20 protein-coding genes are annotated in these 14,006 nt (G+C 56.1%); all 20 read left to right on the top strand.

The window, feature by feature from the left end; translation table 11 throughout:
- The first annotated feature begins 62 nt into the window (after positions 1 to 62).
- The 20 genes from SADFL11_RS10140 to SADFL11_RS10040 are packed head-to-tail and all read left to right on the top strand — an operon-like array spanning position 63 to position 13,917.
- Entirely contained in the window at positions 63 to 731 is a 669-nt protein-coding gene (locus SADFL11_RS10140; RefSeq protein WP_008196261.1) for a hypothetical protein, read from the top strand.
- Positions 732 to 737: 6 nt separating this feature from the next.
- Entirely contained in the window at positions 738 to 2,687 is a 1,950-nt protein-coding gene (locus tag SADFL11_RS10135; protein ID WP_040451730.1) for a phage terminase large subunit family protein, read from the top strand.
- Positions 2,666 to 4,282: a phage portal protein gene (locus SADFL11_RS10130; protein ID WP_008193492.1), complete on the top strand. Its 1,617-nt coding sequence runs from the start codon at positions 2,666 to 2,668 to the stop codon at positions 4,280 to 4,282. The genes SADFL11_RS10135 and SADFL11_RS10130 overlap by 22 nt, the downstream gene beginning before the upstream one ends.
- On the top strand, positions 4,279 to 4,545 hold the full coding sequence (locus SADFL11_RS10125; protein WP_134852978.1) for a hypothetical protein: 267 nt from the start codon (positions 4,279 to 4,281) through the stop codon (positions 4,543 to 4,545). Before SADFL11_RS10130 ends, SADFL11_RS10125 begins: the two co-directional genes overlap by 4 nt.
- A 16-nt stretch (positions 4,546 to 4,561) precedes the next feature.
- Entirely contained in the window at positions 4,562 to 5,590 is a 1,029-nt protein-coding gene (locus SADFL11_RS10120) for a head maturation protease, ClpP-related (RefSeq protein WP_008195355.1), read from the top strand.
- Positions 5,591 to 5,602: 12 nt separating this feature from the next.
- Positions 5,603 to 5,965 (top strand): head decoration protein, encoded by a 363-nt coding sequence (locus SADFL11_RS10115; RefSeq protein WP_008194456.1) that lies wholly within the window; start codon positions 5,603 to 5,605, stop codon positions 5,963 to 5,965.
- A gap of 12 nt (positions 5,966 to 5,977) precedes the next feature.
- Positions 5,978 to 6,991, top strand: a complete 1,014-nt coding sequence (locus SADFL11_RS10110; protein WP_008193295.1) for a major capsid protein — start codon at positions 5,978 to 5,980, stop codon at positions 6,989 to 6,991.
- A gap of 55 nt (positions 6,992 to 7,046) precedes the next feature.
- The gene (locus tag SADFL11_RS10105) at positions 7,047 to 7,427 is read left to right on the top strand and encodes a hypothetical protein (protein ID WP_134852977.1); all 381 of its coding nucleotides are present in this window, start codon (positions 7,047 to 7,049) and stop codon (positions 7,425 to 7,427) included.
- 7 nt (positions 7,428 to 7,434) lie between these two features.
- Positions 7,435 to 7,812, top strand: coding sequence for a hypothetical protein (locus tag SADFL11_RS10100; protein WP_008196275.1), 378 nt, complete (start codon positions 7,435 to 7,437; stop codon positions 7,810 to 7,812).
- On the top strand, positions 7,809 to 8,639 hold the full coding sequence (locus SADFL11_RS10095) for a hypothetical protein (protein ID WP_134852976.1): 831 nt from the start codon (positions 7,809 to 7,811) through the stop codon (positions 8,637 to 8,639). The genes SADFL11_RS10100 and SADFL11_RS10095 overlap by 4 nt, the downstream gene beginning before the upstream one ends.
- Complete coding sequence (locus tag SADFL11_RS10090) at positions 8,632 to 9,138, top strand: phage baseplate assembly protein V (RefSeq protein WP_050776209.1); 507 nt, start codon at positions 8,632 to 8,634, stop codon at positions 9,136 to 9,138. The genes SADFL11_RS10095 and SADFL11_RS10090 overlap by 8 nt, the downstream gene beginning before the upstream one ends.
- A gap of 14 nt (positions 9,139 to 9,152) precedes the next feature.
- Complete coding sequence (locus SADFL11_RS10085) at positions 9,153 to 9,368, top strand: hypothetical protein (RefSeq protein ID WP_008196611.1); 216 nt, start codon at positions 9,153 to 9,155, stop codon at positions 9,366 to 9,368.
- Positions 9,361 to 9,756 (top strand): GPW/gp25 family protein, encoded by a 396-nt coding sequence (locus tag SADFL11_RS10080; RefSeq protein ID WP_008195418.1) that lies wholly within the window; start codon positions 9,361 to 9,363, stop codon positions 9,754 to 9,756. The genes SADFL11_RS10085 and SADFL11_RS10080 overlap by 8 nt, the downstream gene beginning before the upstream one ends.
- Positions 9,756 to 10,766, top strand: a complete 1,011-nt coding sequence (locus tag SADFL11_RS10075; protein WP_050776080.1) for a baseplate assembly protein — start codon at positions 9,756 to 9,758, stop codon at positions 10,764 to 10,766. Before SADFL11_RS10080 ends, SADFL11_RS10075 begins: the two co-directional genes overlap by 1 nt.
- Positions 10,763 to 11,389, top strand: coding sequence for a phage tail protein I (locus SADFL11_RS10070; protein ID WP_008197209.1), 627 nt, complete (start codon positions 10,763 to 10,765; stop codon positions 11,387 to 11,389). Before SADFL11_RS10075 ends, SADFL11_RS10070 begins: the two co-directional genes overlap by 4 nt.
- A gap of 3 nt (positions 11,390 to 11,392) precedes the next feature.
- The gene (locus SADFL11_RS10065; protein ID WP_050776081.1) at positions 11,393 to 11,890 is read left to right on the top strand and encodes a phage tail protein; all 498 of its coding nucleotides are present in this window, start codon (positions 11,393 to 11,395) and stop codon (positions 11,888 to 11,890) included.
- Between the two features lie 7 nt (positions 11,891 to 11,897).
- The gene (locus SADFL11_RS10060; protein ID WP_008193537.1) at positions 11,898 to 12,224 is read left to right on the top strand and encodes a hypothetical protein; all 327 of its coding nucleotides are present in this window, start codon (positions 11,898 to 11,900) and stop codon (positions 12,222 to 12,224) included.
- A gap of 3 nt (positions 12,225 to 12,227) precedes the next feature.
- A complete protein-coding gene (locus tag SADFL11_RS25440; RefSeq protein ID WP_008188606.1) occupies positions 12,228 to 13,205 on the top strand; it encodes a glycine-rich domain-containing protein in 978 nt (325 codons plus the stop codon).
- An 11-nt stretch (positions 13,206 to 13,216) separates the two neighbouring features.
- Positions 13,217 to 13,669, top strand: a complete 453-nt coding sequence (locus SADFL11_RS10045; RefSeq protein ID WP_008195459.1) for a hypothetical protein — start codon at positions 13,217 to 13,219, stop codon at positions 13,667 to 13,669.
- Positions 13,666 to 13,917 carry a hypothetical protein gene (locus tag SADFL11_RS10040; RefSeq protein ID WP_134852975.1) on the top strand — a complete coding sequence of 84 codons (252 nt, stop codon included), beginning with the start codon at positions 13,666 to 13,668 and terminating at the stop codon, positions 13,915 to 13,917. Before SADFL11_RS10045 ends, SADFL11_RS10040 begins: the two co-directional genes overlap by 4 nt.
- Positions 13,918 to 14,006 lie beyond the last annotated feature (89 nt).

Raw genomic sequence — 14,006 nt, 5'->3', positions numbered from 1 at the left:
TGAAGCCTAAAGTCTAAAGTCCTGACTAAAGAACTAAAGTTGAGAACTTGAGGAGCGGGCCGGTGGAACAAGCCGTACCGGAACTCATGAGCAAAGGTGACTTTGCGAAACTGATCAACGTGTCTGCCGGGCGCGTTTCCCAATACATCTCTGAGGGCAAGCTCTCGGGCGATGCGATTGAGGGAGAGGGGCGCCGCGCAAAAATTCGCACCGGCCCGGCACTTAGGCAACTTCAGCTCAAGCTCGACATCTCGCAGATGCTCGGGAACGGCTTGGACACGCGGCTTGATCCGCAAACTATGCCGGCGGCAGCGTCAGACAATGCCTCATACGCTTTGCCGCTTGGGGCGCCGAAAGCTCCGACAGTGTCGCCCGACAATCGGGATCGTGCTCCGACAGTCGAGGAACGTCTAAAAAACGAGAAGCTGTTCCAGGCTCAGATACGAAGCCGCAAGGAAGCGGAAGAGGACGAGAAACGGAAAGGCCGGTTCACTGAAACCGATAAGGTCGAGGCGCAGATGGCGCGTCTTTTGTCCAAGATGATCCAGACCTACGAGGGCTCCTTGCCTGACCTTGCGAATGCCATTGCGGAGAACTTTGAGGTGCCTGCACGTGATGTTCTCCATTTGCTGCGCGGTGAATTCCGGAGCGTTCGGGAAAGAGCTGCGGAGCAGGCACGACGCGAAGCCGAAGAGCTTCCGTCAACCGTTGAAACAGAAATCGCGCAGTAGGTCGGCATGACCTCTATGATTGTTCACACCGCTAACGCTGAGCGTTTGGCGGAAAAGGTATTTGCTGTGGTTGTCAAACCGGCGCCACCGGTCGATTACCTTAAATACGCTGAGGAGAAGGTATCCTTTTCGGAGCGGGAAAGCCCGTTCCCGGGCCCCTATAATCGAGAGATATTCGTCTATTTTGATGAAATTCTCCGGGCTCTGTCACCTGATGACCCCTGCAGGATTGTAACACTTTCCAAGTCCGCTCAGCTGGGTGGCACCGTCCTCGCCAACATCTTCATTTGTGGATCGTTGGAGTTGGATCCCGGCGACATCATGATGACGCATCCCACCGAAGGGAATGCGAAACGCTGGTCGCGGATGAAATTTGCGCCGATGTTGCGCAACTCGGTTTCACTGCGCGCTCTATTTCCGGTTGGTGGGGGAGACGGCGCAGACAGTGTTCTTTACAAGGAGCGGAATGACGGTCGGGGTGCAATCCAGATTTCGGGCGCAAACTCCTCCTCCGCTCTGTCTCAGGTTTCTATGAAACGTCAGGTCCAAGATGACCTGGCCAAATGGGAAACGAACACCGGTGGTGATCCGGAAAGCCAGGCAGATAGCCGCTCGCAAGCGTTCGAATTTGCCAAGATATTCAAGATCTCGACACCGCTGGTTATGCCGGGGTGCCGGATCACTCGATCCTTTGAAGAAGGCAGTCAGGAACTCCCTTATGTGCCGTGTCCGCATTGCGGGCATATGCAGGTGTTGGAATGGGAGAATATGCTTGCCCATCTGGATGAGGATCATCCGGAGAAAGCTTGTTTCCATTGCATAGACTGTGGCGCTGCGATCCAAGAGCACCATCGTCCGAAAATGCTAAAGGGAATTGATTGGGTTGCACAAAACCCGAAGGCAAAGCGCCACCACCGTTCGTTTTGGATCTGGAGCGCCTACAGTTATCTACAAACGTTTGAGCGAATTGCTCGCGCATGGATAAAGGCCAAAGGCGATCCAGCTTCCGAGCAGACATTCTTAAACGACACCGTTGGCAAGGCCTACCAAACACAGGGTGAGGCACCGCCTTGGGAGAAGCTCAGGGACCGTGGTGCAACATCAGACTATCCCCGCGGTCGTATTCCAGCCGGGGCGTTGGCCATTACCATTGGCATTGACTGTCAGGAAGATCGTGTTGAATGGCAAGCAGTCGGTTGGGGACGGAACCGCGAGCGGTATGTGATCCAGTACGGCGTTTTCCCCGGCCACATTTCGGAAGACGCTTGCCGGGAAAAGCTGGATGCGCTGATCAAGCAAAGATGGCCGAACGCCTATGGCCGAAAGATCGCCGTCGATCGGGTTGGAATCGACGGAAACGCATACACAGAAGATGTTTGGGATTGGGTGAAGAAGCACCCGGCGAGCCTGGTGATGATGGTTCGCGGGAACAATTCTGACAACGCTCCGCTGATCATGCCGGTCAAAAAGGAGCGGCACAAAAAGACCGGCAAGATCCTGAAGTGGTCGAAGCGTTTCTATTCATTCAACGCATCGGTCATGAAGATGGCGCTTTATCGAAACTGCCGGAAAGAAGATCCGCTCGAAACTGGTTATGTGTCCTTTCCGTCGGGATTGGACGATGAGTACTACCGGCAGCTGACTGCTGAGCGCCGGGTTGCCAAGAAAAACAAAGACGGTTTCGACGTTTACAACTGGGAAAAAGATCCCACCCAAGCCAACGAGGCACTAGACACCATGAACCAGGCGGAGGCTGCGGCCGTCCGGTTCGGTGTTCGCGATATGCCGGATGCGTTGTGGGTCAAGTACGAAAGCGATCGCGAAACCTATCCGGAAGAAGCACAGGGCGACTTGGAAGACCTGTTCAGCCAACCGACTGAGCAGGCGACCCCAGAGCCGACCCAAAAACCGAAATCTGACACCAGGCGCAACAAATGGCGAAAACGAACGGGCTGATCGATACGCAGGGCAATCCTCTGCGTGCTCGCGCAAGCCAAAGGCCTGTCGCCCGCTACATGCGTGACACCAGTTCGGGCGTTATTGCATCGCGTATGGTCCCGCTGATCGAGAGCCGGGATGATATTCGCGCGTCCTGGCAGAGGTCCGCGGCTCTCGCTCTTGACCTGATCAAGAACTCGGGCCGGCTTCGAGGTGCTGCCGATCAGGTCATTGCGGACACCGTTGGCACCGGTTTGAAACTATCGCCAACTCCAGATTTTACCGGCATGGGGTGGTCTGATGACCAGATCCTGGACTGGAAGAAGATCGTCAAAAAACGTTGGGCGCGTTACCGGGCGAGTGCCAAAGAAGTCGATTTTCGCGGCAAGTTCTCTCTCAGCCAACTGACTGACATTGCCCTGCGTTACAACATGGCATACGGCGAAGTCACCGGGCTTCTGGAGTATATGCCTGCGAGTTTTCGTCGTCGTTACGGGATCAAGACCGGCACCAAACTATGCCTGATCCCGCCGCACAGGCTGGTGCAGGACACCAATGAGACGGAAAATCTGTTCCAGGGTGTCTATCAAGACGAGAACGGGCGGCCGATCGGTTATCTGTTCCAGGAGCGGCTAAACGGGTTCACGTCGAAGACCCGTTATGATGCATTCGATCGAAGAGGCCGTGCAGCGGTTTTGCATGTCTTTGACCCGCAGGACGCCTTGGATGTGAGAGGCATTTCCGTGCTGGCATCAGCGTTTCGCTCGCACATCCAGCATGAGAAACTCAATGACGTGACGCTGCAAACGTCCATTTTACAGAACATTTTTGCCATTACGCTCACAAGCGACAAGCCGACAATGGAAGCGTTTGAAGCGTTGGAAACGCTAAAGAGCGAAAATGTCAAAGGCGCTGACGACTACGCGGAGCAGTATGTCGATTATCTAAAAAGCAATTTGGAGTCAGCGGCGGAACAGGAGATCATGGTTGGAGACAGTCCGCAGATCTCGCAGCTAGTGCATGGCGAGGAACTGAAGTTCCAAACCTCCGGCATACCAGGTCCCCAATACTTTCCGCTTTCCAGCGATCTTTCGCGGATAACGGCTCGGGCCATAGGCATCACACACGGATCATTCACACTCGACCATAGTTCTGCGACTTACTCGTCCGTGCGTATGGATAACTCTTCGATTTGGCCGGTGGTCGAGCGTCGTCGCGATCGGTGCGCTGTTCCGGTGGAACGCCCGGTCTATGAAGGTTGGCTGGACGAGGAGATTTTCACCGGCAACATCCCGTTCAAAGACGGTTACCGAGCCTTCGATGCCAATCGTGAAGCTATCCTTCCGGCAAGCCTTCATGGCCCAGCGAAGCCGACTGCTGACGATGGCAAAAGCGCAAAAGCGGCCACCGAACGTTTGGAAAACGGTACAAGCTCCGTGGAGCTGGAGTCTGCTGATCTTGGAATAGATTCTGAGGACCTGTTCGATCAGCGGTTAGATTTGCACCGGCGATACATTGATGCTGGCATGGACTCGCCGTACGCAAGACGTGGACGGGGTGCGAACGAGCCAAAGAGCGGAACCGCACCTGATCAAGAGGATCCGCAATCATGACGGTTTCCACGATGATTGATATCGGCGGGGAGCTTGTCGATCTCACCAAGCCTTGTGACATGGTGTTGGCGCTCAAAAAACAGCGGCTTCTCGTCTCACTCGGAAAATCCGTGCTCATCATTCGACTGGGCAGTGAAGAGGTTACCTACAACCGGGCAAATCTCGCAAAACTCGACGCTCTGATCGCCGAATATCAGACGGGATGCGATCGCGCGTCAGGCAACATAAAGCGCGGTCGCGCCCGCAGTATTCGCTGGGTTTAACCAAGGAAATCAAATCATGCCGGTCTACGAAAACGGCGAACTCGTGCTTTACGGGTTCGTTGGAGAAAACCTGTGGGATGAGGGCTTTACAGCGCGTGAAGTGATCACTGCACTTGCTGAGCACGGCTCCCAAAATGATCTAACGGTTCGCCTTAATTCCGGAGGTGGCTACGTTGATGATGGCCGGAGCATCTACAACGCCTTGAAGGTCCATGGGGGCGACGTCACTGTCTTTGTCGACGGCGTTGCGGCCTCTTCTGCCAGCCTGATTGCCATGGCTGGTGACAAGATCGTTATGCGGTCCGGCGCTCTCATGATGATCCATGACCCGGCAACGATCACAGTCGGAACAGCTGATGATCATGATGTTTCAAAACAAGCCTTAGAGCGAACAGCAGAGTCGTTTGCGGACACCTATGCGGCACGATCCGGCAATGACGCAAAAGACGTTCGTGCTGCCATGAAAGCCACGACCTGGATGACCGCCGATGAGGCGGTTGCGGCCGGATATGCAGATGAGGCTGATGCTGAAACGGCAAAACTCGCAGCGTCATTCGATTACAGATTCTATGCCGGCGCGCCGGAAGACCTCACACAACTAGCGAAGAGCAACGGTTGGTCGCTCAAGGCCACCGAACCGGCGGCGTCCGCTGCCACAACCGGCCAAAAGGAGACAGATATGGCTGATCCAAAACCGGCGGACGGCAAATCCGCCGACACCGACAATGAAGTTTCCGATGCCGTTGCGAAGGCAACGGCTCGGATCCAGGCGATCCTCGGTTGCGAAGAGGCTGCTGGTCGAGAGGCGCTCGCACAGGAGTTTGCCTATCGAACAGAGTTGACCGCAGAGCAGGCGATCAAGGCTTTGGCGACCGCGGCGAAAACTTCCAACAGTGATGTTGCTGGAGGCGGTGGCATCGATGAAGAAGCCTACGAACGTGAACGGCTTCTTGGAAGCGGTCAGGGCAATCCTGGCGGCCAGGCGCCACCAGCCAAAGCGGCTTGGTCAACTGCCGTTGCAAATACCAACAAGCGTTTCAAGTAAGGAGCTGTTTAGATGACTGTCCTCACCGAAAAGGCAGGGCCTGGCTCCTGCATCATTATGGAAGGTGAACACGGTTACAGCCGTGACACCGGCACGGTCATTGTGCCGAACGAGCAAACATATCTCGCCAACACAGTTCTTGGGCAGGTCACGGCCAATAAGAACTATGTCCAGTGGGCTCCGGGGGCAGCTGACGGATCGGAGAGCGTCGCAGCAATCCTGATCTATCCGGCTTCCGGTACTTCTGAAAAATCGCTTCTGGTTCGCTTGAGCCAGGTGAAATCGCAAGATCTGGTGATGCCCGAAGGTGCAACGCCCGCTCAAATCGAAACTGCGCATGCCGAGCTCGAAGTTCTCGGCATCATTGTTCGCTAAGGAGACCCACCCATGGCATCCATGGATATTTTCAACAATGATGCGTTCCGCATGATTGAGCTGTCTGAGGCTGTGCGTGAAATCGAGTATGTTCCGCAGCTGCTTGCGACGATTGGTTTGTTTGAGGAAAAAGGTGTCTATGTGCGTGACATAGGCATTGAAAAGAAGGGCCAGACCCTCAGCCTGATTCCGACATCAACGGATGGTGAGGCGCCTCGCCAAAACTCAGCCAACAAGGCGAACATTCGTAATTTCCGCACGCAGCGTTTGACGGATGCCTTCACCTTGACAGTCTCAGAAGTGGCTGGGATGCGGGCTTTTGGCACCGAAAGCGAGCTTCAGGTCGTTATGAACGAATACGCCGAGCGCATGGGCGAAGTCCGGGACAACATGGATCTTACCCACGAGTTCCACCGCCTCGGCGCCCTTCAGGGCAAGCTCCTTGATGCCGATGGCACGTCGATCATCTACGACTACTTCGATGAATTTGGCATCAGCGAACCAACACCAATCAACTTCGAGCTCGGTACCGCATCGACCAAGGTCCGCCTGAAATGCGCGGAACTCAAACGGAAGATGGTCCGGGCGGCCAAAGGCGCTATGACTCCAGCAACAAGCATTCACGCTCTTTGTGGTGATGAATGGTATGACCAGCTCATCGAGCATGATGCTGTCAAGCGAACCTATGAAAACTGGGCAGCTGCCGCCGATCTTCGTGCTGACCGCACTTTTGAGTCGTTCCCGTTCGGCGGCATTGTGTTCCACAATTATCGCGGGACAGATGACAACAGCGAAGTTGCGATCCCGGTGGGAGAGGCAAAGTTCTTTCCTCGAGGGGCTCGCGGGGTGTTCAAGAAATACCTGTCACCGGCAAATGAATTTGCGCCTTTCGTAAATACGAAGGGGCAAGAGACCTACGCCCTCAATATTGAGGACAAGGATCGCCAATCCTGGGTGAAAGGAGAGTTGTACTCCTATCCGCTCTACATGTGCGCGCGGCCGGAAGTTCTGCAAAAAGCCGCCTAACCCTTCTTCGAAGAACGGCTCCAGTGGGGCCGTTCTTAACCTTAGGATGAGCGACATGAAATACTCAGTTTCGCATAAGGGCGAAATTGCCCAAGCAGTTAAGATCTTTGGTGGAACGAAGACAGTTAAGCCGGGAACCAAGAACCTGGTTGTGGATCTTCCAAAGCAGCTGACCGAGGAACAGGTCGAGCACTATAAAGCGCGCGGTGTGACCTTCCAAAAAGGGGCGGCGAAGGCCAAGGCCAATCAATCGACCACCAAAAACGGGAAGACCAAAACAGGGCAATCTGACCAGAACATCACAGCTTTGAAAGCCAAAGTGGAGCAAGCTGAGAAGGCTGTTGCAGCTGCGAAGACGGATGAGACGAAGGCCAAAGCGCAGGAGTTCCTGGACGAGGCAAACAAAGCACTGACTAACGCACAGTCTGGCTCATAAGGTTGTCATGAGCAGTCCGTTCGACGGTTTGCGAGACGCGGTCACGGCAGAGGTTGACCTCGTCTTTGCCGAGACCCTTCGCATTACCTTCATCAAGGACGGTCGGTCTGATCCGGACCGCCCCGCTGTTGAAATTTCTGCAGTGTTGCGAACGCATGACCAGGAAAGCCGGTCGTTCAGCGGCGGTGCATCCAGGGACTTTCAAAGCGAACACGCTTCCGGTGGTGCGGTCCTTCGTATCGATCGCGCAAAGTTTCCAGATCTTCCCTTTAGAAAGCGGGATCTCGTCCAGGCGCTGGATCGTCCAGGCACACCGAAGTTTAGCGTTTTAAGTGTCGACACGCGCAACCATGTGCGTCTTATCGTGGAGCTTGGTGAAGCATGAGCCTTTGCAGAATTGCTATTCGGCGGGCCTGTGTGCTGGCTTTGAAGGGGCGCACACTGGCTGGCGACAATGTGCTTGATAGCGAAATCGGGGCAGTGGACACCGACCCGGCCGGCAATTTGTCGGTTTCGGGTGAGGGTAGGTTCATCGCCGTTTACACCGATCAGGCTCAAGGTGGTTCTGGCATGCCTGGCGCGCTCTATGAAAATGGCGAGCTGCTGGTAAGGATTGAGTTCGGCATAACTGAGCGGATGGTGGTCGAAGAAGAAGACCCGGACAATCCGGGAGAGATGATCCGTTCTGTCGTATCCGGGATCCCGTTCACAAGTGCCGCTGCGGAGACCTATCTCGATCTTGTTGGCCGGCAAGTTATCAGTGCGTTGTCTCATCCAGAAAACGAGGCTGCTGATGTTTTTCGCGGGCTGTTCCAATCTGATGTCCGGATTGATCGCCGCCGTGAAAGCGATGACAAGGGGCAGGCGGTTGCTGCACAGCAAATCGCACTGACGGGCACCCTCTTACCGGATCCAATCAGCCTGGACGATGTTCCGGTAGAAGCGCCATTTGCCCGGTTGTTGGCTCTATTGGACGCCGGCACAGGTGATGATCAGCGCATTGCAGCGTTGATGCGCGATGAATTGAAGGCTGAGACAGAGCCTTGGGAGTTGGCGCAGGAGCGGCTTGGCCGAACAATGCGCGAGCTTCTCGGCGTTGGTCTTGGTCCGATTGCTGGTGATGTCGATCGAGCAACACCGGAAATGACCGAGGCTGTGTTTGATATCCCTGGTCATGGAGAAACCGTCCTGGTGGAGCCATCAAGTGTTTGATGTCATCCTGGCCATGAAAACCGATCTTGAGATGCTCAAGACGGCTTTTGGTAATGCGCTGAAAGTTGGGCCAATCGCGGAGCTTGACGCCCGAAAAGGGTATCGGCTGAAACTCGGTGAAGAGGACGGCGAGCCCTATCTGTCACCATGGTATCCCCACCCTGAATCGGGCGGCCAGACGTTGAGCTGGGTGCCACTTTCCAAAGGTCAGATCGTAGGCGTCCTGAACCCTGGGGGCGACCCCAATCAAGGGATCCTACTACGGGGTGGTTTCAGTGGTGAAAATGGCCCGCCAAGCGAAGACCTTTTGGCAAATGTGTTCAAGGCGTTGGGTATCGAGATTTCCATGAAAGACGGTCTTTTGAAGGTTGTCGGAAACGTTCTTGTCGAAGGGAACGCCGACTTCAACCAGGGGCATTTGAAGGCTCAAGGCAAGAATGTTGGCCACGACCACGGCCACGTAACGGCGCCACCCGGGCCGCCAGGACCACCGGTCTAAAACTAGGAGAAATCATGGACAAGATCGAATACCGGGTCCGCGCCGGTGTGGACTGGGTCAACGGCACGCGCGTGCCTGATGACCGAAGAGTAAAACTGACCGCTTCCGAGGCCCTTTATGATCAGGGACTTGGACGCATCGAGCCGGTTGCGGAAAAGTCGAAATCCCGCAGAAAAAAGTCGGCAGATCCAGAAGACGTTTCAGTCCCTGAAGCGGGTTCTGATGGCTGATATTGACCGGAGAACCGGTCAAGTGATCGACAACCTGGCATCAGCCTTTCAGTCGGTTGAGATCATTTTGTCCACCCGCATCGGCAGCCGGTTGATCCCCAGCCGCAGTTTTGGTGCGGGCGTTGTCGAGTTGTTGGGACGCTTGGTGACACCAGCTTTGTTCGCAGCGTTTCGGCAGCTCATCGGGACTGCAATTGACCTTTATGAGCCCCGTTTCAAAGTCAATCGGGTCGGGGTTGATGGGACTGCCGAGGAGCTTCGCCTTGGAACCGCCAGTCTGCTGATCGAGGTTGATTACCGCCCTCGTGGTCAGTTTGGCGATTTCACCGTTGAGCGGACTCTGGGTTTTTCGGTTTCCTTTGCAAATGGTTTGGTGCGGGTGGTTTGATGAACAGGTTTGTTGATATTGATCTGTCCCGTCTTCCGGTACCAGATGCATTGACGCCGCTGGACCATGATGGAACCCTAACCGGCCGCATATCGGATCTGAAGTACAGGTTTGATCAAGCGGAGATCCCTTGGCAAGTCGGTGGGCTTAAAGCCAACCCGTTGGTGATCGTCGAAGAACATGCAACGACTTATGACTTGAACCATGTTGCAATGGTCAATGACGCGGTGCGCGGCACCTTATTGGCGTCTGCCGGTGGCGCAGATCTTGAGCATAAGGCGGCCGAGTTCGGCGTGGTTCGTCAGGTTTTGGTTCCGGCCGATCCGGACGCAAATCCCCCAACAGATGCTGTTATGGAGTCAGATGAAAGTCTGCGCCGGAGACGGCAACTTGCCGTCGAAGCCCTTTCAACAGCCGGGCCGGAGGGTGCATATAAGTTTTTCGGATTGGCCGCACATCCGCATGTGTCAGATGTCGCTGTATTCGATCCACATTCTGAGCTTTGCGGTGATGGTGAAGCGCTTCTGGTCATTGCTTCCAACCAGGGAGATGCGATCCCTACTGATCAGGTTCTGGATAGCGTTGCTGACTTTCTTGATGCGCGCATCATAAACTACGCCGTCACGCCGAAAAGGACGCGAGCAATCGACCGACGTCAAAAGCTTCGGCCCCTGACTGACAAGGTGATTGTCGAAGCGTGTACCGGTCTTGATTACCAAGTGACTGCTGTTCTCAAGGTGCCGTATGGCCCCGGAGTCGACGTTATTCGGGCGGCAGCGGAAGAGCGGCTTTTGGCTTATCTGGAGAGCCGCCGCAAGATAGGCTTTATCGTTTCCGACAGTGCCATTGCTGCGGCCGTCCACGTTGCTGACAGCAATGGTGTTGCCTTGGTCGAAGACGCTGACATCACGATTGAAGTTGAAGGAAGCCATGTTGCTGATGTCATTCCAGAACCCAAGCAACTGGCCCGCGTTACCAGCGTTGTCGTGACGGTTGAGGTGCTTTCGTGAATGCGCCGGTCCTCATTCCTGATCCAACGGCAGTCGAATTCGCCCTTGCGCAGATCGATGCAAACCGCATTTCAGGAATTGACGTCGATATCATCCGGCGGATCCACTCCATTGACAAAACGCCGGAAAGCTTCCTGCCAATCCTCGCTTGGGAATATTCAGTTGACGAGTGGGAACCGGCTTGGCCTATCACCACCAAACGCGCAGTCATCAAGGCGTCTTTTGAGGTTCATCGTTACAAGGGCACTGCCTATGCCGTGGAAACTGCGATCGAGGCGCTTGGTCTGGGTGCCAGGGTCGAAGAGTGGTTTGAATATGGCGGGTCTGCATATCGTTTCCGCTTAACCGTGGACCTCCAACCGGAGGAGCCCTGGACTTCTCAGAGCAGCGACATGCTGGTGCGGACGGGGTTGCGGGCCAAGAACGTCCGGTCTCGGCTGGAGACCATCCGGCTTCGCCGGACAACAGCATCTGATGGTCCGTTCATCGCCGCATTTATACGTGTTCGCCACCTGGCACGAGTTGCGCCGTTTGTGCCGCGTGAAATTGAAATGCGGCCGCACACCTATGTCGCAGCAGCGGCGCGGGTGAAGCAAACCATTCGCCTGCATCCGGAGACCTAATTTATGAGCGTTATCACTACAATCACCGGCCAAAACAAGCTGGCGGCGTCCGCAGCACAGGGTGGGACACCCTTGAGTTTGACGCATATGGCTTTCGGTGATGGCAGCGGGTTTGAAATCACCCCTGTCGAGACAGCGACATCATTGAACAACGAGGTTTACCGAACAGGTCTCCAGAGCGTTGCGGTCGATCCGGAAAATCCAAATTGGCTGGTGTGCAGTGCCGTGGTGCCCAACGAGGCGGGGCCGTTCACGATCCGCGAAATCGGGTTGTTTGACGCTGATGGTGATTTGATTGCCATCGGGTCTTATCCGGCTACTGAGAAGCTGGTGGCAGCGCAAGGGGTTTCAACTTCTTTGGAAGTTGAGATCATCTTGATTGTAAGCGAAACCGCGAACGTGACCATCACACTGTCTGACGACACGTTCGCCACGCAGGTTTGGGTGGCGCAAAACTTCGTGCGCAAGCCCGGTCCCTTTCTTTTCCATGCAATGATCTGAGGTCACGATGGCTGACTATTCAACGCTCACAGCGGCCGAGTTGGTCGCTGATACGCAAACCGCTTTGCCCGGTGCATCAGGCGTGCCTGCGGATAACGCCGGTACGTACATCCTGAATATTTGCAACGACACAGGCGCCGATATCGGTTTTACGGCGATCTATGTGACGGACGGTCCTGCGCCGACAAATGCGCACAAGATCCGCCCGGCGTTTTCTGTCGAGGCGGGCGGTTGGTTGCACATTCAGCCGATTGTCCTGGGCGAAGGCTGGAAGGTCTTTGTGGAAGCGGATGCGGCTTGCGCGGTTCAACTCATCGGAAAGAAGGAGGGCTGATCAATGCGGGAGTATTCGTCAAAGCAGAACGCCGCGCTCAACAGCAGCGGCGGCGGAGCCGGTGTCCTGGCAAGCGGCTCTCCGGTTGGTCCGGGCTCAAATGGTTTTGTGCGCAGAAAGCTGTTCGTGACCGCCGGCGCATACAGTTGGACCGCTCCCCAAACCGGGAAAATCAAGGTCTATGCTATCGGCCCAGGTGGCGGCGGTGGCCAGCGCCGCCCAGGAGCCGGGGGCGGTCTGGCTGAAACTGAAATAGCTGTTGATGCTGGCGATGTCCTATCCGTAACCGTTGGTGCGGGTGGCCCTGGAGCGATCCATAACGTGGATGGCAACAGCGGCGGAACAACGACGGTTGTTTGCGCGGCTCAAGGCTTAAACCTTGTCGCAAACGGTGGAGAGGGCGGAAAAGCCGCTGGTGCTGCGGGTGGCACGGCCACGGGCGGCGATGTCAACCGCACCGGAGGCGCTGGATCTGCAACTGTGGTGCTTGGTGGCGGCTCATCCGGTGGCCCGAGATCTGACGGGTTCGAGGCCGTTGGTGAAGGTGGGTCCGGATGGGGCGGGCCGTCCAACAATGGCACCGGTGCGTCCAGTCATTTCCCCGGCCGCAGTGCGGCATTTACCGAAACAGCAGCGTCGGGCCTAACCGCCCGAGGCGGGATCACCTATGACACAACGTATGGCTATGCCGATCCGTTTGGTCACAGCGCTGACTGGTGGGATCTCCATGACATAGACGGCGGCGGTGGCGCGCGCTCCAAAACGCTTGGTGCCGATGGCGGTACCGGTGCAGGCGGCGGTGGTTTCAGCAGCTTTCAGCAAGGCGGCAATGGCGGCTTTGGCGGCGGTGGTGGCGCGGCCCAAATCGGCGGCCATGGCGGCAATGGCGGTGGCGGCGGTGCGGGAGCCGGAACCACTGGCGGGGCTACTGGTGGCAACGGCGGAGACGGTGCCGTCATCATCTACTTCAATCCGATCTAAGGACGAACACAATGAAGTTTGCACGAATTGCCAGCGGGATTGCGGTTGAAGTCATTTCCTGGGACCCGTCCGGCCGCTATCCAGCCGACTGGGTCTGGGTCGAGTGCCCTGAGAATACGGTGCAAGGTGCGGCCTATGACGGCAACACTTTCACCAATCCGCCGGAGCCGGTCGTAGCCGAACCGGAAACGGAAAGCCGCCGCGAAGTGTCCCCGGTCGAATTCAAGATGCTCTTTACGAGCGCAGAACGCATCGCCATCAACAACAAGCGCAAAGACACCAGCACCGAGAATGAAACCGTCAAGGCAGTCCTTGATGACTGGTACAGCATCGTGGATGATCCGCGCCTGTCCGCGGTCAATCTCCAGCTTCAAAGCACAATTGATGGCGTGAATTTTCTCGTGACTATTGGCATCCTGACGGCGGAACGGGCAGTCCAGGTCTTGGCCGGAGAAATCCAGTGACTTTCCGCTGGCACGCAATGCAGATTGGCCGGGCTTTGTCCCGGCTTTTTAATGCAGTGACGGGCGGCGAGGGCGATACGACTACCTCCGCTTATGTCTACCGGCTGGCGATTCATCGCGGCCGCAAGCTTGGCCTGCCGGGCAGCTGGTGGGTAGCGGTTGTCGATTGGCTCCTACGCGAACCGGGCCACTGCCAGGACGCATACTACTGGCATCTGAAGCGGGATCTCTTTCAAGACGATCTCTGACCAACTTCCAACCAGTCCTGACCTTCATCCCTCCGCCCGCATGGCGGTTTTTTTGTGCCCGCAGCTGCGCCTTGGGCAAGCGCCTTTCT

The sequence above is a fragment of the Roseibium alexandrii DFL-11 genome (genome assembly GCF_000158095.2).
Lineage (GTDB): Bacteria > Pseudomonadota > Alphaproteobacteria > Rhizobiales > Stappiaceae > Roseibium > Roseibium alexandrii.
This window is presented reverse-complemented; position numbering and strand designations above follow the sequence as displayed.

Excerpts from the sequence above, each read along its gene's own strand:
- SADFL11_RS10135 (WP_040451730.1), top strand. The coding sequence starts at position 738 with ATGACCTCTATGATTGTTCACACCGCTAACGCTGAGCGTTTGGCGGAA.
- SADFL11_RS10115 (WP_008194456.1), top strand. The coding sequence starts at position 5,603 with ATGACTGTCCTCACCGAAAAGGCAGGGCCTGGCTCCTGCATCATTATG.
- SADFL11_RS10060 (WP_008193537.1), top strand. The coding sequence starts at position 11,898 with ATGGCTGACTATTCAACGCTCACAGCGGCCGAGTTGGTCGCTGATACG.
- SADFL11_RS10065 (WP_050776081.1), top strand. The coding sequence starts at position 11,393 with ATGAGCGTTATCACTACAATCACCGGCCAAAACAAGCTGGCGGCGTCC.
- SADFL11_RS10100 (WP_008196275.1), top strand. The coding sequence starts at position 7,435 with ATGAGCAGTCCGTTCGACGGTTTGCGAGACGCGGTCACGGCAGAGGTT.
- SADFL11_RS10120 (WP_008195355.1), top strand. The coding sequence starts at position 4,562 with ATGCCGGTCTACGAAAACGGCGAACTCGTGCTTTACGGGTTCGTTGGA.
- SADFL11_RS10130 (WP_008193492.1), top strand. The coding sequence starts at position 2,666 with ATGGCGAAAACGAACGGGCTGATCGATACGCAGGGCAATCCTCTGCGT.
- SADFL11_RS10075 (WP_050776080.1), top strand. The coding sequence starts at position 9,756 with ATGAACAGGTTTGTTGATATTGATCTGTCCCGTCTTCCGGTACCAGAT.
- SADFL11_RS10110 (WP_008193295.1), top strand. The coding sequence starts at position 5,978 with ATGGCATCCATGGATATTTTCAACAATGATGCGTTCCGCATGATTGAG.
- SADFL11_RS10105 (WP_134852977.1), top strand. The coding sequence starts at position 7,047 with ATGAAATACTCAGTTTCGCATAAGGGCGAAATTGCCCAAGCAGTTAAG.
- SADFL11_RS10080 (WP_008195418.1), top strand. The coding sequence starts at position 9,361 with ATGGCTGATATTGACCGGAGAACCGGTCAAGTGATCGACAACCTGGCA.
- SADFL11_RS10085 (WP_008196611.1), top strand. The coding sequence starts at position 9,153 with ATGGACAAGATCGAATACCGGGTCCGCGCCGGTGTGGACTGGGTCAAC.
- SADFL11_RS10045 (WP_008195459.1), top strand. The coding sequence starts at position 13,217 with ATGAAGTTTGCACGAATTGCCAGCGGGATTGCGGTTGAAGTCATTTCC.
- SADFL11_RS10125 (WP_134852978.1), top strand. The coding sequence starts at position 4,279 with ATGACGGTTTCCACGATGATTGATATCGGCGGGGAGCTTGTCGATCTC.
- SADFL11_RS10095 (WP_134852976.1), top strand. The coding sequence starts at position 7,809 with ATGAGCCTTTGCAGAATTGCTATTCGGCGGGCCTGTGTGCTGGCTTTG.
- SADFL11_RS25440 (WP_008188606.1), top strand. The coding sequence starts at position 12,228 with ATGCGGGAGTATTCGTCAAAGCAGAACGCCGCGCTCAACAGCAGCGGC.